The 26,802-nt window shown below is 56.7% G+C and carries 28 protein-coding genes and 1 riboswitch; of the genes, 21 read left to right on the top strand and 7 right to left on the bottom strand.

The annotated features are described in order from the left end of the window. Nucleotides 1–93 precede the first annotated feature (93 nt). Nucleotides 94–1,551 (top strand): aminotransferase-like domain-containing protein, encoded by a 1,458-nt coding sequence (locus tag BCM02_RS03425; RefSeq protein WP_342791294.1) that lies wholly within the window; start codon nt 94–96, stop codon nt 1,549–1,551. A gap of 33 nt (nt 1,552–1,584) precedes the next feature. Here BCM02_RS03425 and BCM02_RS03420 read toward each other — a convergent pair whose 3' ends face one another. Further along, entirely contained in the window at nt 1,585–1,920 is a 336-nt protein-coding gene (locus BCM02_RS03420; protein ID WP_148927624.1) for a L,D-transpeptidase, read from the bottom strand. A 145-nt stretch (nt 1,921–2,065) separates the two neighbouring features. On the opposite strand from BCM02_RS03420, the gene BCM02_RS03415 reads away from it, so the two are divergent. The 3 genes from BCM02_RS03415 to BCM02_RS03405 all read left to right on the top strand — a co-directional run bounded on the left by BCM02_RS03415 (nt 2,066) and on the right by BCM02_RS03405 (nt 5,225). Then, nucleotides 2,066–2,803: a GTP cyclohydrolase II gene (locus tag BCM02_RS03415; RefSeq protein WP_148927623.1), complete on the top strand. Its 738-nt coding sequence runs from the start codon at nt 2,066–2,068 to the stop codon at nt 2,801–2,803. 45 nt (nt 2,804–2,848) lie between these two features. Further along, complete coding sequence (locus tag BCM02_RS03410) at nt 2,849–4,408, top strand: FAD-dependent oxidoreductase (protein ID WP_148927622.1); 1,560 nt, start codon at nt 2,849–2,851, stop codon at nt 4,406–4,408. A 142-nt stretch (nt 4,409–4,550) separates the two neighbouring features. Next, nucleotides 4,551–5,225, top strand: coding sequence for an NAD(P)H-dependent oxidoreductase (locus tag BCM02_RS03405; protein ID WP_148927621.1), 675 nt, complete (start codon nt 4,551–4,553; stop codon nt 5,223–5,225). Between the two features lie 108 nt (nt 5,226–5,333). Here the strand turns inward: BCM02_RS03405 and BCM02_RS03400 are convergent, their stop codons facing one another. Continuing rightward, nucleotides 5,334–6,284, bottom strand: a complete 951-nt coding sequence (locus tag BCM02_RS03400) for an L-lactate dehydrogenase (RefSeq protein WP_148927620.1) — start codon at nt 6,282–6,284, stop codon at nt 5,334–5,336. A gap of 175 nt (nt 6,285–6,459) precedes the next feature. On the opposite strand from BCM02_RS03400, the gene BCM02_RS03395 reads away from it, so the two are divergent. The 4 genes from BCM02_RS03395 to BCM02_RS03380 all read left to right on the top strand — a co-directional run bounded on the left by BCM02_RS03395 (nt 6,460) and on the right by BCM02_RS03380 (nt 8,995). After that, nucleotides 6,460–6,864 (top strand): Fur family transcriptional regulator, encoded by a 405-nt coding sequence (locus BCM02_RS03395; protein WP_148927619.1) that lies wholly within the window; start codon nt 6,460–6,462, stop codon nt 6,862–6,864. Then, the gene (locus BCM02_RS03390) at nt 6,834–7,574 is read left to right on the top strand and encodes a winged helix-turn-helix domain-containing protein (protein ID WP_148927618.1); all 741 of its coding nucleotides are present in this window, start codon (nt 6,834–6,836) and stop codon (nt 7,572–7,574) included. The genes BCM02_RS03395 and BCM02_RS03390 overlap by 31 nt, the downstream gene beginning before the upstream one ends. Nucleotides 7,575–7,745: 171 nt before the next feature. After that, the gene (gene trxB / locus BCM02_RS03385; RefSeq protein ID WP_148927617.1) at nt 7,746–8,690 is read left to right on the top strand and encodes a thioredoxin-disulfide reductase; all 945 of its coding nucleotides are present in this window, start codon (nt 7,746–7,748) and stop codon (nt 8,688–8,690) included. A gap of 56 nt (nt 8,691–8,746) precedes the next feature. Continuing rightward, nucleotides 8,747–8,995 carry a glutaredoxin family protein gene (locus tag BCM02_RS03380; RefSeq protein WP_148927616.1) on the top strand — a complete coding sequence of 83 codons (249 nt, stop codon included), beginning with the start codon at nt 8,747–8,749 and terminating at the stop codon, nt 8,993–8,995. Nucleotides 8,996–9,108: 113 nt separating this feature from the next. On the opposite strand, the gene BCM02_RS03375 is transcribed toward BCM02_RS03380, so the two are convergent. Then, nucleotides 9,109–9,882 (bottom strand): SDR family oxidoreductase, encoded by a 774-nt coding sequence (locus BCM02_RS03375; protein ID WP_148927615.1) that lies wholly within the window; start codon nt 9,880–9,882, stop codon nt 9,109–9,111. Nucleotides 9,883–10,086: 204 nt separating this feature from the next. On the opposite strand from BCM02_RS03375, the gene BCM02_RS03370 reads away from it, so the two are divergent. Continuing rightward, entirely contained in the window at nt 10,087–10,668 is a 582-nt protein-coding gene (locus BCM02_RS03370) for an HAD-IA family hydrolase (RefSeq protein ID WP_222870984.1), read from the top strand. Nucleotides 10,669–10,767: 99 nt separating this feature from the next. Here the strand turns inward: BCM02_RS03370 and uraA are convergent, their stop codons facing one another. Then, complete coding sequence (uraA, locus tag BCM02_RS03365) at nt 10,768–12,051, bottom strand: uracil permease (protein ID WP_246183173.1); 1,284 nt, start codon at nt 12,049–12,051, stop codon at nt 10,768–10,770. 136 nt (nt 12,052–12,187) lie between these two features. Between uraA and BCM02_RS03360 the strand changes: the two genes are divergently transcribed. From BCM02_RS03360 to BCM02_RS03350, 3 genes are all read left to right on the top strand, one after another. Continuing rightward, a complete protein-coding gene (locus tag BCM02_RS03360; RefSeq protein WP_148927613.1) occupies nt 12,188–13,456 on the top strand; it encodes an erythromycin esterase family protein in 1,269 nt (422 codons plus the stop codon). Nucleotides 13,457–13,658: 202 nt separating this feature from the next. After that, complete coding sequence (locus BCM02_RS03355) at nt 13,659–13,850, top strand: hypothetical protein (protein WP_148927612.1); 192 nt, start codon at nt 13,659–13,661, stop codon at nt 13,848–13,850. 89 nt (nt 13,851–13,939) lie between these two features. Then, nucleotides 13,940–14,875: a manganese-dependent inorganic pyrophosphatase gene (locus BCM02_RS03350; protein WP_148927611.1), complete on the top strand. Its 936-nt coding sequence runs from the start codon at nt 13,940–13,942 to the stop codon at nt 14,873–14,875. Between the two features lie 122 nt (nt 14,876–14,997). Here BCM02_RS03350 and BCM02_RS35800 read toward each other — a convergent pair whose 3' ends face one another. Then, nucleotides 14,998–15,480 (bottom strand): WGxxGxxG family protein, encoded by a 483-nt coding sequence (locus tag BCM02_RS35800; protein WP_148927610.1) that lies wholly within the window; start codon nt 15,478–15,480, stop codon nt 14,998–15,000. 216 nt (nt 15,481–15,696) lie between these two features. On the opposite strand from BCM02_RS35800, the gene BCM02_RS03340 reads away from it, so the two are divergent. The 3 genes from BCM02_RS03340 (at nt 15,697) to BCM02_RS03330 (ending at nt 17,946) form a co-directional block, all read left to right on the top strand. Continuing rightward, the gene (locus BCM02_RS03340; protein WP_148927609.1) at nt 15,697–16,656 is read left to right on the top strand and encodes a hypothetical protein; all 960 of its coding nucleotides are present in this window, start codon (nt 15,697–15,699) and stop codon (nt 16,654–16,656) included. A gap of 75 nt (nt 16,657–16,731) precedes the next feature. Next, nucleotides 16,732–17,280 (top strand): GNAT family N-acetyltransferase, encoded by a 549-nt coding sequence (locus BCM02_RS03335; protein WP_187434001.1) that lies wholly within the window; start codon nt 16,732–16,734, stop codon nt 17,278–17,280. Nucleotides 17,281–17,502: 222 nt separating this feature from the next. Further along, nucleotides 17,503–17,946: a hypothetical protein gene (locus BCM02_RS03330; protein ID WP_148927607.1), complete on the top strand. Its 444-nt coding sequence runs from the start codon at nt 17,503–17,505 to the stop codon at nt 17,944–17,946. Between the two features lie 8 nt (nt 17,947–17,954). On the opposite strand, the gene BCM02_RS03325 is transcribed toward BCM02_RS03330, so the two are convergent. Continuing rightward, complete coding sequence (locus BCM02_RS03325; protein WP_148927606.1) at nt 17,955–18,248, bottom strand: hypothetical protein; 294 nt, start codon at nt 18,246–18,248, stop codon at nt 17,955–17,957. A 97-nt stretch (nt 18,249–18,345) separates the two neighbouring features. Here BCM02_RS03325 and BCM02_RS03320 point away from each other — a divergent pair, with 97 nt between their 5' ends. From BCM02_RS03320 to BCM02_RS03295, 6 genes are all read left to right on the top strand, one after another. Then, nucleotides 18,346–19,866, top strand: a complete 1,521-nt coding sequence (locus BCM02_RS03320) for a spore germination protein (RefSeq protein ID WP_148927605.1) — start codon at nt 18,346–18,348, stop codon at nt 19,864–19,866. Nucleotides 19,867–19,890: 24 nt separating this feature from the next. Further along, nucleotides 19,891–21,096 carry a Ger(x)C family spore germination protein gene (locus BCM02_RS03315; protein WP_148927604.1) on the top strand — a complete coding sequence of 402 codons (1,206 nt, stop codon included), beginning with the start codon at nt 19,891–19,893 and terminating at the stop codon, nt 21,094–21,096. Beyond that, nucleotides 21,093–22,187 (top strand): GerAB/ArcD/ProY family transporter, encoded by a 1,095-nt coding sequence (locus BCM02_RS03310; protein ID WP_148927603.1) that lies wholly within the window; start codon nt 21,093–21,095, stop codon nt 22,185–22,187. The genes BCM02_RS03315 and BCM02_RS03310 overlap by 4 nt, the downstream gene beginning before the upstream one ends. A 97-nt stretch (nt 22,188–22,284) precedes the next feature. Further along, nucleotides 22,285–22,842, top strand: a complete 558-nt coding sequence (locus BCM02_RS03305; protein WP_148927602.1) for a hypothetical protein — start codon at nt 22,285–22,287, stop codon at nt 22,840–22,842. A gap of 12 nt (nt 22,843–22,854) precedes the next feature. Further along, nucleotides 22,855–23,916 (top strand): M42 family metallopeptidase, encoded by a 1,062-nt coding sequence (locus tag BCM02_RS03300; RefSeq protein WP_148927601.1) that lies wholly within the window; start codon nt 22,855–22,857, stop codon nt 23,914–23,916. 296 nt (nt 23,917–24,212) lie between these two features. Continuing rightward, the gene (locus BCM02_RS03295; RefSeq protein WP_148927600.1) at nt 24,213–24,809 is read left to right on the top strand and encodes a thymidine kinase; all 597 of its coding nucleotides are present in this window, start codon (nt 24,213–24,215) and stop codon (nt 24,807–24,809) included. Between the two features lie 110 nt (nt 24,810–24,919). Here the strand turns inward: BCM02_RS03295 and BCM02_RS03290 are convergent, their stop codons facing one another. Continuing rightward, nucleotides 24,920–26,347 carry an NAD(P)/FAD-dependent oxidoreductase gene (locus tag BCM02_RS03290; RefSeq protein ID WP_148927599.1) on the bottom strand — a complete coding sequence of 476 codons (1,428 nt, stop codon included), beginning with the start codon at nt 26,345–26,347 and terminating at the stop codon, nt 24,920–24,922. A gap of 115 nt (nt 26,348–26,462) precedes the next feature. Further along, nucleotides 26,463–26,562: riboswitch (purine riboswitch) on the bottom strand. Nucleotides 26,563–26,802 lie beyond the last annotated feature (240 nt).

The following is a 26,802-nucleotide window of genomic DNA, read 5'->3' as shown; positions in this document are numbered from 1 at the left end:
GGGAACCGGGTCTTCCTGTCTCCAACCAAATGGATGGCATCCGAACCAACCAAATCGTATAATAAGGCAAAATCGTCCTTTGGGGGTTTAGTCATGATGAATCCTATGGAATGGCAGCCGGACCGCGCTTCACAAGAGCCGCTGCATCGTCAGATCGAACACTATCTCAAACAGAAAATGACGACCGGAGAGTGGGCGCCGGGCATGCGTATTCCCGCCCAACGTCAGCTCGCGGACATGTTTCGCGTTAATCGCAGCACGATCGTAACCGCTGTGGACGAGCTGATCGCGCAAGGACTGCTGGAAGGCAACGCGGGCGGCGGGACGCGGGTCGTCAGCACGGTATGGGACTCTTTGGCAGCCAAGCCGATGTTGAACTGGCACGACTATATCGAGGCCGGAACGCAGCAACCGAACTCCCAGATCGTGCAGATCATCAACCATGCGGAATTCCAACCGGGCATCATTCGTCTGGGGACCGGGGAATTATCGCCTGAGTTGCTTCCCGTTCAACGCATGCAGGATGTCCTCGCCAAACTGTCGACGCGCGCAATGACGCTGGGTTACGAGGAAGCGAAGGGCAGCATGTGGTTGCGCGAGGCGCTGTCCAATCGAATGGCGGGACTGGGCGTCGAAGCTCCGTCTTCGTCCATTCTCGTCGTCTCCGGCGCGCTTCAGGCGCTTCAATTAATTTCGATCGGCCTGTTGGAACCCGGTTCGTCGGTTATCGTGGAAGCACCGTCGTATTTGAACTCGCTTCACTTGTTCCAGACTGCCGGCGTGCAGTTAAATGGGCTTGGAATGGATGAGGAGGGGGTCATCGTACAGGATCTTGCTCATCGCAGGCAGACCTCCCGCGATTCGATTATGTACACGATACCATCCTTTCATAACCCGACGGGTATCGTCATGTCGGAAGGCAGACGCGACGAGTTGATCGCGCTTAGCGAACGGGAGAGGCTCCCGATCATCGAAGATGACGTCTATCGCGATTTGTGGTTGGACGAGCCGCCGCCGCTGCCGCTCAAGGCTCGAGATGCGGCGGGGAACGTGCTCTATATCGGCAGCTTCTCCAAATCCGTGAGCCCGGGTCTTCGCATCGGTTGGATTACGGGACCGAAGACCGTTATCGATCGGTTGGCGGATATTAAAATGCAAACCGATTACGGCTCGAGCTCGTTCTCGCAGGCGATTGCGGCGGAATGGTTAACGAGCAGCCACTATGACGATCACATGGCGGAACTGAGAGCCGCTCTGCGAGAGCGACGGGCTCATATGCTGGGGCTGTTGGAGCAGCATTTGACCGGATTGGCGGAATGGCGCAAGCCAAGCGGAGGCTTCTATGTGTGGCTGCGATTGAATGACGGGATTTCGGCGACTCGCTTGTTTCAAGACGCGCTGCGGCAAGGCATCCTGCTTAATCCCGGCAGCATCTACGACCGTACGATGGGGGCCTTCCTCCGGTTGTCATATGCGTATGCCTCGCACCAAGAGCTCTCGGACGGAATCGTGCAGTTAGCCCGTCTAATTCAAACCCAAGTTCGTGCGTGAACTTCTGCTTCTAAGCTTGCAGCCTTTGCCGCGTTATCTCCGAATCGTGACCCTCGTTCCGACAGGCGCCAACTTCGACAACGCGAGCACGTCGTCGTTATACATGCGCACGCAGCCCTTGGATACCATTTGGCCGATCGAAGCGGGATCATTCGTCCCGTGAATGCCGTAATGCGGCTTGGACAACCCCATCCACAGCACGCCGAACGGTCCGCCGGGATCTTCCTGTTTGTTCACGATGGTGAATTCCCCCGTCGGCGTCTCCGTCAACATGCGCCCGATCCCGACGGGGAAGCCGCGGATGACTTTATCGTCCTTCAGCAGGTACAGCATCCGATCCGATAGATCGACGATAATCCGGTTCGCCATGGTTCATCGCCTCCTCGGGACAGCATATGCGCGCGAGGGCATATTGGCTAGGTACAACCGCCGAGGGCCGTCATCCGCTCATATTTCAGGGGAAGATTGGCATAATAAACGGGAAATGGATACGTAGGAGGCTGCGCGGACTGCGATGACGACGACACGGGTGCAACACCTTTTAGCAGATAAAATTAAGCTGCTGCCCAAGGGTGGCAACGCGATCTACTTGGTGGGACCGATTAATCTGCCGATCAACCTCGAGGGCGAGACGCTTCAATTCAAGTGGTATTGTTGGCTCGTATGCGAGGACACGTCCGGCGGACCGGAGACGATCATTAAGAAGCTGTCTTCGGCGAATTTGGCGGAAATGCAGCAGTCCAGCGTGCTGGTGTACGGCGATTTCGCTCAGGCGGACGAGGCGCTAATTCGCATGCACAGCATTTGTCATACGGGCGATATCTTCGGCAGCAAGCGGTGCGATTGCGGGTATCAGCTGCATCAGGCGCTCGACATGATCGCCAAACACGGGGCAGGCGCCCTATTTTACTTGGCCAATCACGAGGGCAGGGGCATCGGCTTGTTCAGCAAAGCGATGGCGTATGTCCTCCAGGAGAACGGGTTCGATACGGTCGAAGCGAATTTGAACCTTGGTTTCGTGGATGATGCCCGCAGCTACGACGATGCGATTCATGTACTGCAGCATTTGCGCGGCAAGCCGGTCAAACTCATTACGAATAATCCCCGCAAGATCGAAGCGCTGCGCGAGGCAGGCATGGCGGTGGATGACCGGGTCCCGCTCTGGGGCGACGTCTCGGAATACAACGAGAAGTATTTGCAGACGAAAATAAAACGTTCGGGCCATCTGGAAGAAAGTTGCTGCAACGATTAATCGGGGTAATAGCGTAGAGAGCGATACATCTGGAGGCGATAACCGATGGAAAAGACGGATACGTTGGGCGCGAAGCAAACGAGGGAGCTGCCGAATTTCCCGAAATCGTTCTGGAAGGAGACGTCCATGTCGCCGGCGCAGCCGGTGCTCGGCAACAATATGACGGTAGACGTCGCGATCGTGGGAGGCGGCATTACCGGTATTCTAAGCGCGTACCGATTGTCCAAGGCAGGGGTCAAAGTTGCCCTGCTCGAAGCGGATATGCTTCTTGGGGGTACGACGGCGCATACGACGGCGAAGTTGACCGCGCAGCACGATTTGATCTACGACAAGCTCATTCGCAATCATGGCGAAACGAGCGCCAAGCAGTACTATGAAGCCAATAACGAAGCGATCGCCTACGTGAAGGCGTTAATTCGCGAGCATAACATCGAATGCGGCTATTCCGAACAAGACGCGTACGTGTACGCCCAGTCGGTCGATACGCGCAACAAGCTGGAGAAGGAAGCGGAAGCTTACGCGAAGCTCGGGATGCCGGGTGGCTACACGGACAGCATGCCGCTAAACATCCCGAATCATGGCGCGGTCGTGATGAAAGGACAAGCCCAGTTTCATCCGCTTCAATTCGTGTCCGCGCTCGTGCCGTCTATTCTGGAAGCGGGCGGGCTGATATTCGAACAGACCACCGTTTTAAAGATCGAAGAGGAAGGGCCGCGTCCGACCTTAATAACGGAGCGCGGTTTGCGCGTCATGGCCGAGCATGTGCTCATTTGCTCGCATTTTCCGTTCTATGATAAGCACGGGCTTTATTTCGCCCGGCTCCATGCGGAGCGCTCTTATGTGCTTGGCGTGCGAACGAACGCGTCCTATCCGGGCGGCATGTATTTGAGCGCCGACGAACCAAAACGCTCGATTCGAACGGCCGATAGCGCGGACGGCGGCAAGCTGCTGCTGATCGGCGGCGAAGGCCACAAGACCGGACAAGGCGTGTGCACGATCGATTATTACGAATCGCTGCGTCAATTCGCGCTTAGCCAATTTCAAGTCGAGGAGATTCCGTACCGCTGGTCGGCCCAGGATCTGGTAACGCTCGACGATATTCCATACGTCGGGAAACTTACCGAGGATCGGCCTCGCATCCTGTTGGCGACCGGGTTCGCGAAGTGGGGCATGAGCAACGGCGTGAATGCGGCGGCGATTCTCGCGGACGCCGTTCTGGAGCGGGATAACGCTTACGCGGAACTGTTCAGTCCGCAGCGCTTCCATGCCGTGCCCGATATCAAGAACGCGGTCGTGCAGAATGCGGACGTATTCAAGCATTTGGTCGCCGGGAAAGTCGAACTCGTCCGTCAATCGCCCGATGAGATCGGGAATGACGAAGGCGGCGTCGTCACGATCGCCGGCAAGCGGGCGGGAGCCTATCGGGACGACAAAGGCAAGCTATACCTCGTCGATACGACGTGCACCCATATGGGCTGCGAAACGGAGTGGAACGAAGGAGAACGAAGCTGGGATTGCCCGTGCCACGGTTCGCGATTCGCTTACGACGGCGAAGTGCTGGAAGGCCCGGCTTCCGAGCCGCTGCGACGCATTATGAAATCCTAAGAAAAGTCCGCGCTTCCTTGAAGGAAGCGCGGTTTTTGCGTATCGGGCGGGATAGGACGCCATGCCCCTCAACTTGCCCTCCTTTTCGTTTTATTTTACGATGGGTAATGGTAGGTTCTTGATCGATAAGGAGGCGTTATTCATGAACGATCCATCCGCCATTCGCGAGCATTTGATGTCATCCTTCTACTTCCGTCATGCGACGAAAGCGTTCGACCCTGAACGCCGCATACAGCCGGAGGACTTCGAGGTCATACTAGAGGCGGGTCGGTTATCTCCGAGCTCCGTCGGATACGAACCATGGAAATTCGTCGTCATTCAGAACGAAGCGCTGCGGGAGAAGCTGCGCGAAGCGTCGTGGGGCGCGCAGAAGCAGCTGCCGACGGCCAGCCACTACGTCGCGATTCTAGCCAGACGGGACGTGCGTTACGATTCCGACTACGTGGATTACATCTGCCGGACGGTGAAGGCGATGCCGGAGTCTATTTTGGCCAAAGTGCCCGAGACGTACAAGGCATTCCAGGAGGATGACTTCCATCTGCTGGACAGCGAACGGGCGCTCTTCGACTGGTCATGCAAGCAATGCTATATCGCGCTGGCCAATATGATGTCGTCCGCGGCGCTGCTCGGCATCGATTCGTGTCCGATCGAGGGCTTTAATTACGACCGCGTTCACGCGATACTGGAGCAAGAGGGGCTATTCGAAGACGGCAAGCTCGACATCGCCGTCATGGTCGCGTTCGGTTATCGCGCCGCGGATCCGAAGCGGCCGAAGACAAGGCGGCCGGCAAGCGAAGTCGTCCAGTGGGTGGAATAGAAGAATGACCGAACGGCCCGGCGCGAATCGCGACCGGGCTGTTTCTATTCGCGGAATAGCCGTTTTGGGACCCGCGCACGGAGGGGATTTGAAGCCGGTTTTCGTTCCTTATAAGCCAAGCGGCGCCGCTGCCGTTCGAATGACGGAACTCGAGTAGGCGAGCAACTGCCGTTCCTTCGACGTTAAATTCAGCTCGACCAGCTCCTTGACGCCTTGACGGGTCAAGATGGCGGGAACGCCGAGACATACGTCGCTTTGTTCGTATTCGCCGTCGAGGATGGCCGAGACTGCCATGACCTTGTAGTCGTCGTTCAAGATGGAACGTACGATCGCGGCGATCGCGTTCGCGATGCCATAGTGGGTTGAGCCTTTCCCTTGCAGAATCTCCCAGCCGGCATTGCGCGTTTTCTCCGCGATATCGTCCAACTTCAGATGGCCGAACCGCTGCGGATGCTGAGCTAGGATGTCGAGAATCGGTTTGCCGCCGATCGTCACGTGCGACCAGGCGGGGAACTGAGATTCGCCATGCTCGCCGAGCACATAGCCGCTTACGCTTCTTGGGTCGACCGGCACATATTCGGACAGCAGCGTCTTCAACCGGGAGGAATCGATCGAGGTGCCGGTGCCGATGACGCGGCCGCGCGGCAGGCCGGAAAGCTTCCATACCATGTAGGTAACAAGATCGACCGGATTCGCCGCGGCTACGAAGATGCCGTTGAAGCCGGCTTTCATAATAGAAGGGATCAACGTCTGGTAGATTTTATGCGAGCTGTCCAGCAGGTCGAGCCGGGTCCCGCCGGGAATGGGATTCGCTCCCGCGCATAGCACGACGACGTCGGCATCGCCGCAATCGTCGACATCTCCCGCGCGCACCTTGGTTCGGGCATGCGTGAAATCCATGCAATGCGACAAATCCAGCGCATGCGCCTTTGCCCGCTCGGGCGTTCTGCCGATTAAGACGATCTCTTCGCATATCGATTGATTCACGAGCGAATACGCGCAGCTCGCTCCGACTAATCCGACGCCGATAATCGCGACTTTACGTGTTTTGCTAGTCATCGATGGACGCCTCCGCTCTGACTGACCTAGTTTTTCTACCAGTATATGTGGCAGCGTGATGGTTTTGTCATCGTGATGTGAAGTTTTATTACGCCAAAGTGTGGAGAATCCATTGACACCGGAAGGAAGAGGGAATAAACTTTAAAATAAGTTTAAACGTGGAGGTTAACGCCGAATGAGCCGGAAAGGTCAGCTGACAACGCCAAGGCGGACGATTTATCATATCGTTATGGACTCCTCTGACCATCCGACGGCCTCCGACATCATGGATCGTCTAAAGGTAAGAGGCGCCAATTTCGCTTATGCGACGGTGTACAATTCGCTCCGTTATTTAACGGAAGAAGGATTGATTCGCGAGCTGAAGCTGGAAGGCGACGCCAGCCGCTACGACGCGAGAATGGAGAATCACCAGCATGTGCTGTGCATAAGCTGCGGCAAGCTGGACGAAGTATTTATCGAGACGCCTCAATCGTGGTTAAGCACGATCGCGACCGCGACGGGGTACGACATACAGGAAGAGCAATTTCTATTCAAAGGGGTGTGCGGTTCATGCAGAGAACAGAGGACGACCGTGCAGTGACGGAGATGCAGGCGGCATGGACGGGGTTGCCCGATGCATTCGACGAAGGCGACTACTGCAACACCACCCGCCGCATTATTATCGTAAGTCCTCTCCCGGCTTCCTTGCGCGCGCTGGTAGCCGCGCTCACGACGCGGTGCTACGACGTGCTCGTCTTCCATCACGAGCACGATCCGGCGCTGTCGATGCTGCAGGCCGACCTGCTCGTCGTCGACCGCACGCGCGGAGGCTTCGGGGAGAAGGTGCAATATGCTGGCGGCGGCGCGCAGCTCACGCTCGTTCACGGAGAAGAGGAGGCGATGGGCGAGAACGTGCTCGTATGGCCGCAGCCGCTGGAAGGCGCGCTTGCCGTCATCGAGCGGTTAGCCGAACAAGGCCAACCTGCCAATGCATCAGCTCCCGAACATGGCGAACAGCTGCTGCTGAAGGACATCGCGGTCGATTTGAAGCGGATGACGGTGCAGCGGGCGGGGCAGCCGATCAATTTGACGAAGACGGAATTCGATATGCTCAAGGCGCTGCTGACCAGCGGCGGAAGCGTATTGACGCGCCAGGATATTATGGAGCGGCTCTGGGGCGACGGCTATTTTGGCGGAAGCAACTCCGTAGACGTGCATATTAAGAGCTTACGCCACAAACTCGGCGACGACCCGAAGAAACCGTACTATATCGTGACGGTTCGCGGCGTTGGATACCGAATTGCGGACTAAAGGCCGAAATCTTCACGAAACCTTCATGAGATCTTCATGAAGGTTTCATTTTGTCTTCATAAAGACTTCATGCATCATCATGATTCGCTATGGTATCCTTTGAATGTAAGCACGAGAGCTAAACTAAGTTTAAATTTAAAAATGTTGGAACCATGGAACGGAGGAACTATCATGACAGTCTACAAAACCATTATTATCGGAACCGGCCCCGGCGGCCTTACATCTGCAATCTACTTGGCGCGCGCCAACCTGAGCCCGCTCGTAATCGAAGGTCCAGAACCAGGCGGTCAATTGACGACAACGACGGAAGTCGAGAATTTCCCGGGCTTCCCGGATGGCATCATGGGCCCTGAACTGATGGCGAACATGCGCCAGCAAGCGGAGCGTTTCGGCGCGGAATTCCGCTCGGGCTGGGTGAACAGCGTCGACCTGTCGAAGCGTCCGTTCACGCTGAACGTGGAAGGCATCGGCGAGCTGCAGGCGGAGTCGATCATCGTATCGACCGGCGCATCGGCGAAGTATCTCGGCATTCCGGGCGAGCGCGATAACGTGGGCCGCGGCGTCAGCACGTGCGCGACTTGCGACGGTTTCTTCTTCCGCGGCAAGAAAATCATCGTAGTCGGCGGCGGCGATTCCGCGATGGAAGAGGCGAACTTCCTTACGCGCTTCGCTTCCGAGGTCGTGCTGGTGAACCGACGCACGGAGCTTCGCGCTTCGAAGATTATGCAAGATCGCGCTCGCGCCAACGAGAAAGTCAGCTGGAGCCTGAACCGCACGCCATTGGAAGTCGTAGCGGACGATAGCGGCGTGAAAGGCTTGAAAGTGCTGAACAACGAGTCCGGCCAAGAAGAAATCATCGAAGCAAGTGGCATCTTCATCGCGATCGGCCATACGCCGAACACGAAATTCCTCGGCGGTCAGATTACGACCGACGAGACGGGCTACATCCTCGTTCAGCCGGGCACGACGCTGACGAACGTACCGGGCGTGTTCGCGTGCGGCGACGTGCAGGACAGCCGTTACCGCCAGGCGATCAGCGCCGCGGGATCGGGCTGCATGGCGGCGCTCGACTGCGAGCGTTATCTAGAAGAGGTTGAAACGCACGTACACGCGTAATCTTTGACCCTCAATTCTATTCTTTGAACACCTTGAACATAGAGGAGAGATTTCGAATGTCCGACCAAGCGCAAGCGATTGTTTATTCCAGCACGCACTGCAACTACTGCAAGAACGTGAAGCAATATTTGAACGACAAGGGCGTAGCTTTCGAGGAGCGTAACATCGATCTGAACGAAGCTTACGCGGAAGAGCTGTGGAACACGGGCATGCGTTCCGTGCCGGTAACGGTCATCGGCGAGTACAAGATCCTCGGCTTCAACCAAACGCAATTGAACAAAGCGGTAGCCGAACTGCAAGCATAAGCGACTTAAAGCGTACTCCTAACATTAGACAAGCGTTATCCCAAGCAAATAGCCATTCTCCGTCTATCTATCGTATTCGGAGGATGGCTATTTGGCGTTGGCGTACGATAGGCTTACCTGAAGCCGCCGTCGGAATGGATGATTTGTCCGGTGATCCAGGCGGCATCGTCGCTGGCGAGGAAGGCGATCAGCTTGGCCGCGTCCTCGGGTTTCCCGATGCGACCCATCGGGAAGCGGGTCAGCAAGTGGGCTTCGAGCTCGGGCGTCATCCAACCGGTCGCGGTCGGACCGGGATCGACGGCATTGACCGTGATGTGCCGGTAGGCGAGTTCGGCCGCAAGCGAGACGGTGAACGCGGATACGGCGCCTTTGGTCGCGGCGTATGCGAGATTGCCCGGCATTGGCCCTCTGTCCTGTCCGGATGTCAGGTTAATGATGCGTCCGCCTTTGCGGTTGTCCAACCGTTTGGCAAAGACGGTCGATAACACCGCAGTCCCCCGAAGATTCACTTGATAATGCAGATCCAGATTGTCCGCGGAGAGCGCCTGAAAGTCGATGTCGATGCTGTGCGTCGCATTATTGACGAGCACATCGGGGAGACCCAGTTCGCCGATGATTTGGTTAAGCAGCCTCTCAGGCGCTGCCGGATCGGACAGATCGACGCTCGCGTGCGATGCGCGCACTCTCAGAGCGCGGAGCTCCTCGGCTAGCAACTCCGGGTATCCCGGGTCTGCATCGGCGAAACCGAGCTCCCGATCATAACTCGCGTAATGCGTGAAGAAGATATCGGCCCCCTGCCCGGCTAGCTCGCGGCAGACGGCGGCGCCGATCCCGTTCGGTCGGCTCGCGCCGGTGACGATGGCGATTTTGTGCCGTAATCGATTCATGGGCTATCCCTCATTTCATCTCTCGAATGCAAGTAGTTGAGCGCTGCTCATATTGAGGATGATGATGTCGTCCACTTCGCATTTTAGCATGGCCAGGGAATCATTACCATATCGTTGGTCCGTTCGGCCAGTCTCGCTTGTCAATTATGGATTTCCCTTTCTATAATAAGGACGAGCGTTCAATCTAAAGGCGGTGGCATACGATTGCGTACACAACTCATACTGGATGCGGGTGGCGTCCTCGTCAGCAACCTGTCGCCGATGTTCTGGGAGCAACTTTGCGATCGCTCATCGATATCATACGAGTCGATCGTACCCCACTATAAAGCAACCATGAGCGCGCCGTTGTGGAGGGGAGAGGTGACGGAAGCCGAGTTCTGGAACTGGATGGCCGGCGGTTATCCAAGCGTGGACGTGTCGTCGGCCCGTCTACTGCTGACGGCGAATCTGGCGAGGCTACCTGCCTTGAACCGGCTTGCGGAATGGCGTGCGCACGCGGATCTTCATCTGCTCAGTAATCACCGGGCGGAATGGCTCCTCCCCGTCTTGGCGAAGGAGCTGCCGTTATTCGCGAGCGTCACGATATCGAGCGAGGTCGGTTGCGCCAAGCCGCAGCCGGAGATTTTTCGCCGAGTTGCTTCGAGACTTCCTGCTGGCGCGCCGGTGTTGTTCGTCGACGACCAGTCGCATAATCTGCAGGCGGCAATCGAGCTAGGCTGGATGACCCTGAAGGCGGATGCGGACGGCCGTTGGGTGGAGGAGGTCGCGCCTATGCTTGGATTTTAGGCGCAAGGTACGGGAAGTCGAGCAAAGCAAAAAGGCAGCTGGAAACGTCGGTCTACCCGGGTTTCATGCTGCCTTTTTCAATTCGCAAGCGCAAGGCTATTATTTCTCGTTGCCGATGTTGAGGACTTCGATCAGCTTAAAGATGAGGCTGAGCACGATGGCCGCGATCGTCGCCAGCACCATGCCTTTCAGCTCGATGCCGCCCATCGTCAGCTTCGTGCCGCTTAGCCCGATCACGAGCACGACCGTCGTCAAAATGATATTTTGCGGTTTGCCGTAGTCCACCTTGGTCTCGATCAACATCCGGATGCCCGCAACCGCGATGACGCCGAACAGCATGAGCGAGACGCCGCCAAGCACCGGTTGAGGCACGACCGAGATGATCGCGGACAACTTGCCCAAGAAGGAGAGCACGATCGCCAGAATCGCCGCTCCGCCGATGACGAATACGGAGTAGACGCGGGTCAGCGTCATGACGCCGATATTCTCGCCGTACGTCGTATTCGGCGTCGAACCGACGAAGCCGGACAGAATCGTCGAGATGCCGTTGCCGAGCAGCGAGCGGTGAAGGCCGGGCTCCTTGGTCAGCGGACGGCCGGTAATATTCTCGGTTACGATGAGGTGTCCGATATGTTCGGCAATGACAACGAGCGCGGCAGGCAGAATCGTCAGGATCGTCGCCAGCTTGAACTGCGGCAGCGTGAACGTCGGCGCCGCGAACACGCTTGCTTCGGAGACGGACGTAAAATCGACCATGCCCATCGCCCATGCGAGCACATAGCCGGCCACGAATCCGATCAGAATCGGGATGATCTTCATGAAGCCTCTGAATAAGACGTTGCCGAGAATAATGATCGCGAGCGTCGCGGCGGACACGATGACCGCGTCCGGATCCGGGCTCCATGCCGGATCGACCGGGGCGCTAGGCGATTGAATCCAGCCCGCCATGCCGGCTGCCGTCGGCACGAGCTCTAGCCCGATGATCGCGACGATGGCGCCCATGGCCGCCGGCGGGAAAATGACGTCGATCCACTTCGTGCCGACCGCTTGGACGAGCAGACCGAATAGCGTAAAGACGACTCCGACGACGATAAAGGCGCCGAGCGCATACGGATAATTCTCTTCGGCGTTGCCGCCGAGAACGGCCAGCACGGGCGACAGGAACGCGAAGCTCGAGCCGAGGTAAGCCGGAATTTTACCTTTACAAATGAGTAAGTAGAGCAGGGTGCCGATACCGTTCATCAGCAGAATCGTGCTGGCATCGACGCCGAACAGCACGGGGACGAGGACCGTCGAGCCGAACATCGCGAATAGATGCTGCAGGCTGAGCGGGATCGTCTGGATAAGCGGGGGACGTTCGTCCACCTGAATGACTCGTTCCACGGGTGAGTTCCTCCATTGCGAGAATTGTCGAAATTGCTTTGAACATCTTACCAGAACGGCGATGGCTTGGCATCCATTTTTTTTGAGAGCGGCTTGGGAATACTGTCTTCGTTCAAGTTGAAAGGGGGACGAATTCATGGCAGATCCGTTACTGGTGCAATCCATCCGCCGGGATGCGAAGCCGTTGACGCAGGCCGGCGATTACGATGCGATCGTGGACGCGGTCGGCGATGCCCGCATCGTCTTGCTCGGCGAAGCGTCTCATGGCACGAGCGAGTTCTACACGATGCGCGCGGAGATTACCAAGCGTCTGCTGGAACGGAAAGGATTCCGGATTATCGCGGTAGAAGGCGATTGGCCGTCCTGTTATGAGATTAACCGCTGGATCAAGAATTATACCGGAGCGGCCGCAACGGCGCGGGGAGCGCTCGCGGGTTTCGGCAGATGGCCGGAGTGGATGTGGGCGAATGAGGAAATCGAGACGTTCGCGCAATGGCTGAAGGCATTCAACGGCATTCGCGAAGGGAATGATCGAGCCGGGATTTACGGCTTCGACGTATACAGTCTATGGGAATCGATGGAGGAAACAATTCGGTATTTGCGCAACACGAATTCTCCGGAGCTGGATCAAGCCATCCGCGCTTACGAGTGCTTCGGGCCGTACGGACGGGACGAACAGGCTTACGGCGCCGCGGCCGCTTACGCGCTAGGGGAGTCATGCGAGCAGGAAGTCGTCGATCTGCTGCGCGATCTGCGGATGCGCCGTATGGGCACGAATCTGAAGGATGAAGAGTCGCTGAACGCGGTAATGAACACGCTTGTCGCCGCGGATGCCGAACGCTACTACCGTGCCATGATCCATGGCGGCCCCGATTCATGGAATATTCGCGATACGCATATGACCGAGGTCATGGCCCAATTAATGAATGCTTACGGGGATGATGCCAAAATCATCGTGTGGGCGCACAACACCCACATCGGAGACGCGCGGGCAACGGATATGGCGGACGAAGGCATGGTGAACGTCGGCCAGCTGGCAAGGGAACGCTTCGGCGCGGAGAACGTGTTCGCGATCGGTTTCGGCACCTATGAGGGGACGGTCGTCGCGGGCCGAAGCTGGGGGGCGCAAGCCGCGGCCATGCGGGTGCCGAAAGCGATGGAAGGCAGCTGGGAGGATGCGATGCACGAAGCGGGGGTTGCGAGCGGTTGGCTGTTATTCCGCGGCAGAGAATCCGATTATGGCGAACGCATCGGCCATCGCGCGATCGGCGTCGTCTATCAGCCGCAATACGAACGGTTCGGCAATTATGTCCCTTCGACGATGAGCGCGCGGTATGACGCTTTCGTGTTCGTGGATCGGACGAACGCGCTTAAACCGGTTGTTCTTGAGCCTGTATTGTCCTGAGCAAAGAGAGGGTGCGTAACGTAGAATCATCATTTCGCGTACCGGAATTGCGGAATTTTGAACATCTTTTATGTTATCGGCGTTCCGCGATTCTGGTACAATGAAGTGGACGTGCCGAGATAGCGCGCACTCGTCATACATAACTGCGTTTTGGCGTTAGCTCTGCATTTTGACAATCCGCGATTACCGAGAGGAGTCCGTCATGACACGACAGTATGCCATCGATAAAGCCAAAATCTTCTTCCGCGAGCAAAACCGCTCTTTCTATGTCGTGCAAATGGAGGCGTCGGAGTTCGAGGTCATGGACAAAGCGGAGCTTGACCGCGTCATGGAAAGCGGCAAAATCAGACGCGATGCGATTATCTTCAGCATGGAGAGCGATCCGAACGAATAGTCCTTGATATCGATTCTCACCTTGAACTGATTACCAATCTTAGGTATACTTTTATCGCCAAATATAAACATGTAAGGAGATCAGAATTCATGGAAAAAGTACTCATCTTCGGACATAAAAATCCGGATACCGACACAATCTGCTCCGCGATCGCCTACGCCGATCTCAAAACGCAGCTCGGCTTCAACGTTGAGCCGGTCCGCCTCGGCGCGGTAAGCGGCGAAACGCAATTCGCGTTGGATACGTTCAAAGTCGAGGCGCCTCGTCTCGTCGAGACGGTCGCGAGCGAAGCGAAAGGCGTCATCCTCGTCGATCATAACGAGCGTCAACAAAGCGCTTCCGATATCGAGCAAGTGCAAGTGCTTGAAGTTATCGACCACCACCGCATCGCGAACTTCGAGACGGCGGGCCCGCTGTACTTCCGCGCGGAACCGGTCGGCTGTACGGCGACGATTTTGAACAAAATGTACAAAGAGAACGGCAAGCAAATCCCGCCAGCGATCGCGGGTTTGATGCTATCGGCGATCATCTCCGACTCCTTGCTGTTCAAATCGCCGACTTGCACGGAGCAAGACGTGGCGGCAGCGCGCGAGCTGGCCGACATCGCCGGCGTGAACGCCGATACATACGGTCTGGACATGCTGAAAGCCGGCGCCGACCTGAGCGACAAAACGATCGCGCAGCTGATTTCTATCGATTCCAAAGAATTCAGCATGGGCGGGGCGAAGGTCGAAATCGCGCAAGTGAACGCGGTTGACGTGAACGACGTGCTCTCCCGCCAAACGGAACTTGAAGACGCGCTGACGGGCGTTATCAACGAGAAAGGCCTTGATCTGTTCTTATTCGTCGTAACGGACATTCTGAACAACGACTCCGTCGGCCTTGCGCTCGGCGCGAAAGCCAATGCGGTCGAACAAGCCTACAACGTGTCGCTGTCGAACAACCAAGCGATACTGAAAGGCGTCGTATCCCGCAAATCGCAAATCGTGCCGGTTCTGACCGAAGCATTCAACAAGCTGGCCTAATATCGCTTTACGGCAAGAAGCAGCCTGGAACCTATCCGGGCTGCTTCTTTGTCAAGACATTGGGCATCTGCGCGATCTTTATGAAATGCTGCCTTCCTTCTGAAGATATGAGACGCGGCAGTTTAGTCGGACGAAGCTCTTCTCCGCGCGCCAGCCAATCCGATCAGACCGAGGAGTCCGAGCCAGCCCCAATCGAAGTCGTTGGCTCGCTCGCCGCCCAACGTGCCGCCAAACGGTCGAATGCCTTCTGTCTGCATAGCCCGCTGATTCATGATGTAACCAGGCGTGCTGCCCGACAACCCCCGCTGTTGGGGCGCTAGTGGCTGGTTCCCATTGCCGGCAGGCGTGCTAAGTAGTCGAAAGTTGCCCGGCCGCGTCCCTTGTTCGACGATATAACCGGGCGTGCTGCCGGAGAAACCGAGCTGATCCGTGCTGCCGAAACCGGCGCCGTTCGATGTATCGGATGGCGCATGCAGCCGATAAGAAGAATCATTCGTTGCGTTGATTACTACCGCATTAGCGGTAGAGCCGTCCCAAACCGTGAATTGCAGCAATAACGGGATAACCGCAGTCAAGCCGGCTATGCGCTTGAGGCGCGTCATCATCTTCATCCAACTCCTTTCGGTTATAGTGTGCATCTCCGGTCATGCCTGCTATTCGGGCAAGCGCACGCTTACGATCGCAATCGCTTGGTGCTGCCGGCATCCGTAAGATTTACCTGCGCGCACAAATGATTCAACATGTAATCCGCCGTCCATTGGCGCAATCTAATCAAGGCCCGCCGATGTCGGGTCAAAATTAGAAGCTGGAGGGATCTCATCTTGAATCGAAAAGCGTGCTTGTTGGTCTGTGGCTTGAGCTTGTCCGCCGTACTGTTCACGGGTTGCGGCAACAACAACAACGACAATGACGTGACCACGAAGAACACGGGACGCGTGAACCGATTGTCCACGCACAACGAGGATGGGTACAACGACAGACGGATTTTGACAAGAAGCGCACGAGATAACGAAGGCTTACTGGGTACGCGCAACAACACGGGGCGATACGGCGTAAACAATGTCGATAACGACACGACGCGCGTGGACAACGATATGCGCAGAGCTGGCCGCAATCTGGGCGATGCAACGCGCGACGTCGGTCGCGGAATTGCGAACACGACGCGCGAAGTAGGCGACGACCTGGGCGACGCCGCTCGCGGTCTGATGGGGATGGGTACGCGGGATAACGACTACCGTAACCGTAACGGTACGACCGGCGCAGGACGCAATGTCGGCGACGCGGCGCGCGATCTCGGCACCGGGATTGTTGGCACGACGCGCGAGGCCGGCCGCGATCTCGGTCGCGCCGGTCGCAATCTCGTCGGCATGAACGGTAACGGCATGACGGGCGGCAACGGAACCACGAATGGTTACGGCACGAACGTCACCGGCAACGGTACGGGGACAGGAACGTACAGCATGACCGGCAACAACGGCACTCGTCTTAACGCGACTACGAACAATCAGAACGAATTGAAGCTCGGCAGCTTGACGATCGTCGCTAACCGCGGCGGCAACAACGGCCGAGGCGGCAACGGCATGACAGGCAACCTGTCCGGCCAATCCGGCCGCGAGACGTCAATGCGCAACACTGGCGAAGGCCTCGTGCTTCAAGTTACCGATGCGAAGTCGATCGAAGCGATTCGCCGCGTGAACCAGCAGCTGAGCGGTACGAACGCGAAGACGAAGGCGAGATCGATCGCCGAGGATATCAAGTATATTCTTCGTCACGCGAAATAACGCGTTAGGTACGACGTGCACGGCCATGATCCCTTGCGGATCATGGCCATCTTACATACAAACGAGGGTTGCGCAATGGAACTGACGACAATGAGCGAATTGGACGCATCTTGGTGGCAGCGAGCAAAACCGATGTATATGAACGCGTTCGGCAATCATGGCGGAAAGACGGAACAAGTAATTCGACGCATGTTCGAGCGGAAACTGGCCTTTTTTCACGTGGTTCATGAACAGGGCGAAGCTTACGGCATGGCATTCTCTTCGATCTCCAGCGACCGCAAGGTTCTCGTGATCGACTATTTAACGGTCGACGTATCGCGACGCGGCCGCGGCGATGGCAGCGCGTTTGTTCATGCGCTCATGGAATGGGGGAGAGCGCAAGGACTGCAAGCGGTCATTATCGAAGTCGAATCCGATCCAAGCCCGGACAACGAAGCGCGCATCCGTTTCTGGGAACAATGCGGATTCGCGATTACGGAGTATGTTCACCACTATATATGGGTGCCGGAGCCTTACCGGGCAATGGTTGCGAAGCTCGATTCTCGCGCCGATCTTCCATTCGAAGACGGTCAGAAACTGTTCCGTTATATCACCAATTTTCATCGCAAAGCCTATGCCCGATAGCCGTTCATTGCACGACTCCTTAGGCGGCATTCGTTCCTCCGACATTCGCCGCCCCGACGCCGAAAAAAATGTTCCATTCCTGCTGCTGTAAGTCTTAGAAAATCATGCGCGTCTGCCGAAATAGTAGATAGGGCGTTATTCGTCGTCTGCAGGCGCATGAAGGAAAAATGGCGAAAGGTGTAGAATGTTTGTAGAGAGGAATAAACCGAAGGAGCCGGTAGCATGAAATCGTATTTGGAAACCTTCTTTGAACGGCTCAAAAAGGGCGAGTTCATTAATCATCCGAACGTCCATCCGCTCCATCAGGGCATGGCGTATACATGGAAGGACGAGCAGCGAGGCGCTCATCTGCTGTTTTTGCCGTTCGAGCAAACCGGGTTGGCGTATTGCGAGCCGAATCCGAACCCGGGTAACATCGTCAATATAGCCCCGTTGTATCTAGGCGAGATTCTAAGCGAAACTTCGATTCTGCGCGGCACGGACTTGCACAAGCCCAAGACCGAAGCAGATGCGCTGGCCGTCGCATACAAGAATGCTTATGAGATCAACAAGCAAGCGGAGGCGCTCGGAGGCAGTTTCGAAGATTACATTTGGAAATTCAAGCAATTATGCGCGTTCTTAACGTATTATAATTCCGTCGTCACGGTGCAGCCGCGCGCCAAATAATAAACGGCTCATGAAGACTCCGAGCCTGCCGAGGACCCGCCTTCTGGCGGGTTTTTGGCGTTGCCGCCGTTCCACGCGTTATCCTCGTCTTGGGCGGTCGGTTGGCCTGCGCCCGTATCGTTCTTCTCCCGGCGGAGCGGATTGCGGCTGCTCATCGTAAACCAGACAATGCCCGGAAGCGTAAAATTAAATAGAAACAAAGCCCAGGCGAACCCCTGCACGAACCACGCTGTGTTCACCACGTATTCATAGATCCACCAATGGTACATCAGGCTTGCGCGCTCCTCGAATAATAGTGACAATAGTGTCTCCCGGATCGGTAGTCGTTAGTCAATCGAATAGCTCTACCTTGAACTGGAAATACCAATGGAAACGCATCGTTCGGGAGAGGGGATCGTCATGACCGTTCAACCGTTATTGGATACCGCCATAACCGACTCCCTACAAACTAACGTGGATCTGATTCAACGGATAATGGGACAGAGCGTGGATTTCATCAAGCGCGACTTCGACTTCCATCAAGAGACTAACCGGCAAGGCGTCTGTTTCTATACGGACGGGTTGATCAGCAACACGGAGCTCCAGCATATTCTCAAAGCGATTCTCGTCCACAGCCAAGAACTACCGGCGGAAATTCTGTTGCAAGCGGATACAGTGGAAGAACTGAAGCGGCGCCTGATGACGAACTGCTCCCTCCGCGCCATTCGCAAAATCGGAGAAGGCGTGGATGGCATTCTCGGCGGGGAAACGTTATTCCTAATCGACGGGTTCGCGGAAGGACTGCTCGTCGTCACGAAAGCCTGGGAATCCCGAAGCATTACCGAACCGGCAACGGACAACGTGGTCCGCGGGCCGCGCGACGGCTTTACCGAGAATATCCGCACGAATACCGCGCTCGTCAGGAGGCGCATCAAGGACCCTAGCCTTCGGCTGGATTCGCTCATCGTCGGCACGAAGACGAAGACGGACTTGAACGTCGCCTATATGGAAGGGATCGTCAAGCCGGGTTTGGTCGAAGAAGTGAAAGCGCGCATCCATAAAATTAAAATCGACGGCGTGCTGGAGAGCGGATATATCGAGGAGTTGATCGAGGATGCGCCGTTCTCTGTCTTCTCCACGATCGGCACGACCGAACGTCCGGATAAAGTCGCCGCTTCCCTCCTCGAAGGCAAAGTCGCGATATTCGTCGACAATACGCCTGTCGTGCTTACCGTTCCGACGTTTTTTTGGCAGTTCTTTCAAGCGTCCGACGACTATTACTCCAGATATTGGGTCGGATCGTTCTTCCGGATCGTCCGGTACATCGCGTTCTTAATCAGCCTGATGCTACCTTCCTTATATGTCATGCTCGTCTCGTTTCACCAAGAGATGATTCCGTCCATGCTGGCGTTCACGATCGCTTCGGGCAGGGAAGTCGTTCCGTTCCCGGTGCTAGTCGAGGCGATCATGATGGAGCTGGCGTTCGAGCTCATGCGCGAAGCAGGACTGCGCATGCCCAAGCCCGTCGGACAAGCGGTCAGCATCGTCGGCTCGCTCATCATCGGTCAGGCGGCGGTGCAGGCGGGTCTCGTATCGCCGTTCATGGTCATTATCGTCGCGGTTACGGGCATCGCTTCCTTCGCCATACCGAACTATTCCGCTTCCTTATCCATTCGGCTGCTTCGGTTTCCGCTGATCATCGCTTCCGGCATGCTGGGCTTGCTCGGTTTCGCGGGCATGTTCTTCATCGTCGTCATTCATGCGCTGTCCATCCGTTCGTTCGGCGAGCCCTATCTGGCGCCTGCCGCGCCGTTCCGGCCATCTGATCAGAAGGACATCGTGCTGCGTTTGCCGTGGTGGAGCAATAAGAGCCGGCCCTCGATCGCGGCCGATGCCAAGCGGCAGCAGGATGGCGCCATGCCGAAGCCACCCGAGTCCTAATTAATCTTAGCAGAGGTGAGGATCATGAATTGTCGCTCGATCGCGGTACTGGTACTGGCATGGTCGGCTGTCTCGATTCTGATCACCGGCTGTTTCGGCAAGCAGGAGATTAACGATCTGGCCATGGTAACCGCCGTCGGGCTCGATTTGTATGGCGACAATCAGGTCAGCTTGAGCGTGCAAATCGTCAGACCGGCGGATGCGAGGGGCCAAACGGGAGCGCCGTCGGGCGGCACGGGGGAACCGATCTATTCGATCCAGTCGCAAGGCCGGACGATCTTCGAGGCAGCGCGCAATTTGGCGCGGTTCTCGTCCAGAAGGGTCTATTGGGCGCATAATTTCGTCATCGTGATCGGGGAGGACTACGCGCGGCGAGGTATTGCCGATATGATTGATTTCTTCACCCGCAATCATGAACTGCGCATGTCCACCTGGGTCGTGGTGACGCCGGACAAGGCAAGCGAGGTTATCGCGACGATTACCGGCATGGAAGTTGTCCCCGGCGAAGCGATCGACAAGCTGTTCCGCTATAACCAAATCGTCGCCGAGGCGCCGGGTTCCAACATGATGCGGCTCCAAGAATCGTTCTTGGCGACGGGTGCCGAGCCGGTGCTGGCCAAGGTCCAATTAAAGCCGCGGGGCATCTCCAACAAGAAACCGAATCAATTCGGATCGCTGAAGCAAGTCGTTCTCTCGGGAGCGGCGGTGTTCAAAGGGGATAAGATGCAGGGTTGGCTGTCGCCGAAGGATGCGAAAGGGCTGCTGCCTTTCATCGAGAAGGTCGATTCCGAGATTGCCATCGTCAATTGCCCGAACGAGCCGGGCAAAAGAACCACGCTGGAGTTGAAGAAATTGAAGCAAACGATGAAGCCGGGCTGGAAGGATGGCAAGATTACGCTGCGAATTAAGCAGAAGATCGACGCCAATCTCGTGGAACTTGGCTGCTCGAATTCATATGCGGTTGTTCGCGAACAATTGGAGGTCAAGCTCCGGCAGCAAATGGAAGATCAGGTGAAGAACATTTTCGACATCGCTCAGCAGCAATATCGGACGGACTTCTTGAAGGCGGGACAGACGTTTCATAACCGTTATCCGCAGGAATGGCGCAAGGTGGCCGCTGAATGGGATGATTATTTTGCCGAAGCGGACGTCACGGTGCAAACGGATGTCAAGCTGACCAGCCCGGTTCTGAAATTGAAGGAACCGACAAGCGGAAAGGAACTGAAGTGAACGTACGGATAACGAACGGCATGCTGCTTGCGCTCGTCATGAATGTGATCTATGCCAAAGCGATCGGAATTACGCAAGGTATTATTGCCCGCGAGGTGGCAAGCGATATGTGGCTCTCCACGCTGATCGGCATGCTTCAAGGTATCGCGGCGGCATGGCTGACCGCCCGCGTCATCCGAATGGGCGGGCAAGCGTCGATGATCGATATCGCGTCCAAGGCGGCCGGCAAGTGGGCGGGCAAGCTGATCGCGGCCGTGCTGCTCCTGTTTTTCACGGGGGCGTTCGCCACGGTGCTCGTGACGTTTACGTACCATCTGATGGATTATTTTCTGCCGGAGGCGCCGGTCATTCTATTTGTCGTGGCCGCGCTCGCCGTCGGGTTGTACGGAGCTTATCACGGTGTCGAGGTCATGGGACGCATGGCGTTCGTCGGCGTATTCTCCATCCTCATTCTCAACATCCTCGTCATGATGGGTTCGATCGCGGAATTCGACGTCAAGAATCTATTGCCCGTCATGGATAGCGGATTGGCGCGGACGGTGTGGGCGAGCAGGCATTTCGATACGGACTGGTCGCTGGCGACGATGATGATCGCCATCTTGCTGCCGCATGTGAAGAAGCCGCAGCGATGGGGAAGGGCGTCCGCGGTGAGCATTCTGTTCGCCGGACTTACCGTTGCCATCTGGCCGATTCTGGAGACGGGGGTGTTGTCCGCCGAAGCGACCCGGGAATATATCGTCGCCTGCATGCAGCTGGCCAGAAGCGCCCACATCGGGTTGTTCCTTCATCGGTACGAGATGATAATGGTTGCCTTCTTCGCGACTTCCTCGCTCATCCAAATTATGATGTCCCTGTTCTGCGCTTCGGTGTGCGCATCCAAGATCGTCGGCGTGAACGATTACCGCCTCTTGCTGCTCCCGACGGCCTTGCTGCTGGGGGGAACCGGGTATTGGATCGTAGCCGACCATCTGCGCGCCATGATCTTCACGGCCGATTATTGGCCTTTGTTCGCGGTTCCCGTCGCGATCGGCATCCCGCTGCTCATCGGTGGGATAAGCATGCTGCGTAGAAACAAGGAGCCTGCCGTCTGATCTTGCCCGAAAGAGGAGGGGGTTGGTCGTTTGACCGTAGTGGACGGATGACTCATAATGGGGAGGACATGGCAGGGATAGAGGAGGCGTATACCGGATGAGAATTTTTCGCCTGATGCTGCTTGCTTTCTTCATTGTCCTGGCAGCGGCGGCCTTAACGGTGTATCTGTATGCGGCCCCGCGCGAGGAGTTGGACTTGTCGTATCAACCGGTGCCGCTGATGGAGCGAGCCGTGGAGATGCTGCGGAGGCAATCGCTGGAGCTCGTGCTGACAGAGGACGATCTGAACCACCTGGCCAAACGGTCGTTGTCGCTCCATCCGAACGTTCGTCCGAACGTGCAGGTTACCGGGGCTGCGTTCGAGCTGAAGGGCGACCGGATGATCGCGGACGTGAACGCGAAGCTGTTGGGATTCTGGACGGTCGGGCTGCAGGCGGTCTATACCTTCCGGTGGGAAGCGCCGAATTTGATCGGCACGCCGATCGAGATGAAGGCGGGAGATATCGCGCTGCCGAAAGAACGGATCGGCGAGCTGGTCATCCCGATAGGGGAAGAGCTGCCGATTATTAAGCTGGATGAGGTATATCTGAAGGATGGGCAAATTCATGTTCGAATTCATAAACCAAGCTTGTCCGATTTGAAACGACTTTTGTAGGAGGCATCATTCATGACCCCAATTCCACCCCCCGAGCTGAATCGGGACTACATATTGAAGACGCTGGAGCGGCTTCTCGGCACGCCGAGTCCGAGCGGCTATTGCAAGGAAGCGATCCGATTCGTCCGCGAGGAAGCGGATAAGCTCGGATACCCTTCGGAAGTGACGCCCAAAGGCAATGCGGTCATTACGATCGAAGGAAACGGAGGATCGGCGGAAGCCGGCACGCTCGGGCTGACGGCCCATGTCGACACGCTCGGCGCGATGGTCCGCGCGATCAAGCCGGGCGGCACGATCCGATTCACGAGCGTCGGCGGCTATATGATGCACTCGGTGGAGGGGGAATATTGCCTCATCCACACGAGAGACGGCAGAACTTATGAAGGCACCGTGCTGCCGATCAAGCCTTCCGTGCATGTCTATACCGACGCTAGGGATATGAAGCGTGATGAAGCCAATATGGAGATCCGTATCGACGAGCCGGTAAAGACGAAGGAAGACGTGGAGAAGCTGGGTATCGCGGTCGGCGACTTTATTTCGTGGGATCCTCGAACGCGCATGATGCCGAACGGCTTGGTCAAGTCGCGCCACCTGGACGACAAGGCGAGCGTCGCCGCACTGCTCGGCGTGCTGGAGTGGCTGAAGCGGGAAGGAAAGCAGCCGCGGCGCACGGTGAAGGTGATCATCTCCACGTACGAAGAGGTGGGGCACGGCTCCTCGTATATCCCGCCTGACATTACGGAGATGCTGGCGATCGACATGGGCGCGCTCGGCGACGACCTGTCGGCGACCGAATACGACGTCTCTATCTGCGCCAAGGATTCGACCGGGCCGTACGATTATGACATGACGTCCGTCCTCATCGGACTCGCGAAGGGAGCGGGCATTCCGCATGCGGTCGATATCTACCCGCACTATGGCTCGGACGCTTCCGCAGCGCTCCACGGCGGCAGCAATATTCGCGCGGCGCTGATCGGTCCCGGCGTGCATGCTTCGCATAGCATGGAACGCACCCACGCCGACGCGATCGTGAACACCGGCGCGTTGATTGCTTTATATATGATGCAAGGCTGATTGGTTTGCGTTCACAATCGGGAGATTGGGAATGCAGCATTCAGCCAGAGCCGAGGCTGATTGGTTTGCGTTCACAATCGGGAGATTGGGAATGCAGCATTCAGCCAGAGCCAAGGCTGATTGGTTTGCGTTCACAATCGGGAGATTGGGAATGCAGCATTCAGCCAGAGCCGAGGCTGATTGGTTTGCGTTCACAATCGGGAGATTGGGAATGCAAGCATTCAGCCAGGGGGTGCGCCAGGCATGGAGTTGCGGTATAATAGCACGTATCGACAATTTTCATGGGGGCGTAACCATTGGCTCAGCTTTATTACAAATACGGCACGATGAACAGCGGCAAGTCATTCGAGATCATTAAAGTCGCGCATAATTACGAAGAACAAGGCAAACCGGTTCTGATTTTCTCTCCTTCGGTAGACACCCGCAGCGGTTCGGAGCAGGTCGGCTCCCGCGTCGGATTCCAGCGGCCGGCCATCCCGGTACATGACGACACCGATCTGTACGAAAGCGTGAAGGCGTACCAGCCTAATCCCGCAACGAAACAAATTTATTGCGTGCTCATCGACGAGGCGCAGTTTCTGAAGAAGCATCATGTCTTGGAGCTGACGCGCGTCGTCGACGAGCTGAACGTGCCGGTGATGGCGTTCGGCTTGAAGAACGACTTCCAGAACCAGCTGTTCGAGGGCAGCTATTACTTGCTCGTGCAGGCCGACAAGATCGAGGAGATCAAGACGATCTGCTGGCATTGCGACCGCAAGGCGACGATGGTCATTCGGTACCGCGACGGACGTCCGGTGAACGAGGGCGAGCAAATTCAAATCGGCGGCAACGAGGACTACAAGCCCGTTTGTCGTAAGTGCTATAATCAAGCGTTCGTCGCCCCGTCCGAATAGGGCAGGCGGCATAATAATAAAGGCTGAGCGGGGTTGCGTGGGCAACCTGCTCAGCCTTTATTCTATTCGGCGTATCTATCGATTTAATCGCGATCGCCCGCTTGCGTTCCTTACTCGCCGATCATCCCTCGCGCGATCCAGACGCCAGCCGCGCCGGCTTGGGCGAGTCCGCGCGTGATACCCGCGCCGTCTCCGCCGCAGTAGAGCCCGCGGATCTCCGTCTCCAGGCTCTCGGTAAGCTTCGGACGGGCGGAGTAGAATTTCGCTTCGACACCGTAGAACAGCGTATGCTCGGAGGCGATGCCCGGCGTTACTTTCTCCAGCGCTTCGACCATCTCCACGAGACTTTTCATCGTGTTATAGGGCAGCACGAGACCGAGATCGCCCGGAACGGCTTCCTTCAGCGTCGGCTCGAGGAACCCTTCGCGGATGCGGCTCTCCGTCGACCGGCGGCCGCGGATGATATCGCCGTACTTCTGCACGATAACCCCGCCATTGGATAAATCGTTCGCCCGTTTGCAAATTTCGCGCGCGTATTCGTTCGGCTTGTCGAACGGCTCCGTGAATTTGTGCGAGACGAGCAGGGCGAAGTTCGTATTCGGCGACCCGAGCGCAGGGTCCTTGAAGGAATGGCCGTTCGCCGCCATGACGCCGCTGTGATTCTCGACGACGACGTGACCGGACGGATTGCTGCAGAACGTTCTGACGCGCGTGCCGACCGATGTATTGAATATGAACTTGCCTTCGTACAAATGCTCGTTGATCTCGCGCATGACGACGTCGGACGTCTCGACGCGCACGCCAACGTCTACCTGGTTGTTGTACATTTTGAGCCGGCGTTTCTTTAAGATCGACGTCAGCCATTCCGAGCCGTCCCGCCCAGGGGCGATCATGACGCGGTCGGCTTCATGCACGTCGCCGTTCTTCAGCTCGATGCCGGTGATGCGATGCGCGCCGTCTTCCTTTACGGTCACGATATCTTCGACCATCGTCTTGAAGGTCATATCGATCCGCGTTTTCAAATATTCATAGATCGACTTCAGAATCTCCAGATTCTGCTCGGTACCCAGATGGCGCACCTGCGCGCGCAGCAGCTTCAGTCCGGCCGCGTAGCCCCGCTGCTCGATATCTCGGATCGTCTCCGTCGTCGGATCGGTGATCGCCGGCGTGGCGCCATGCTCGAGATTAATGGCATCGACGTATTGAATCAAGTCGAGCACCTTGGAAGGGGCGAGGCAGTCCGTCAGCCAGCCGCCGAATTCGGTCGTGATGTTGAATTTGCCGTCGCTGTATGCGCCCGCGCCGCCGAAACCGGCCGTGATCGAGCAGGCCGGCAGACAGCCCGCGAAATCCTTCTTGCCGGCGGGCGGCGGGCACAGCGTGATCTTCTCCTCCAGAATCGGGCAGCTTCTCCGATAGATGTCATGCCCTTTATCCACGAGCAGCACCTTCATATGAGGTGCCTTCAGCGTCAATTCATAGCATGCGAAAATTCCGGCCGGACCGGCTCCTACTACAATCACATCGTACTTGCTCACGGTTCATCGTCCTCCAAAGGGCTTAATAGTTAGAATAAAAGGGTGTCTGCCTAATCAATGATCTCGCGCCGCCGGATGATGGGAACGCAAAAAATCCTGGCGCCGAACGGGTATGCATCAAAGGCAACCCGTTCGTAGCCAGGAATTTGTGGTTCCTTGTAGAGACCCCCGAACCGTATTATCGAGGATATACGAACAGTCGTAATATGTGTTTGTCGGTTGTTGCATGATTGATCTTAATAGACGAAGGCGTATATGTCAACAGTTGATTGCGCAAACATTCGTGTTTTAGGTTATCATTTCGTAATATGGCCAGTTAATATAGGTGAAGTTGATCAAAATCCGAACATTAATTATTCATCCAAACCTCATCCAAACCTATCGGCGAAATCTGCGGCTCGCATGCAATCAGACCTAACACGATCCTCGAATGGATAAAAATCGGGTTCGCAAGG

The organism is Paenibacillus methanolicus (genome assembly GCF_008124765.1).
In the GTDB taxonomy this organism is placed as follows: Bacteria; Bacillota; Bacilli; order Paenibacillales; family Paenibacillaceae; genus Paenibacillus_Z; species Paenibacillus_Z methanolicus.
This window is presented reverse-complemented; position numbering and strand designations above follow the sequence as displayed.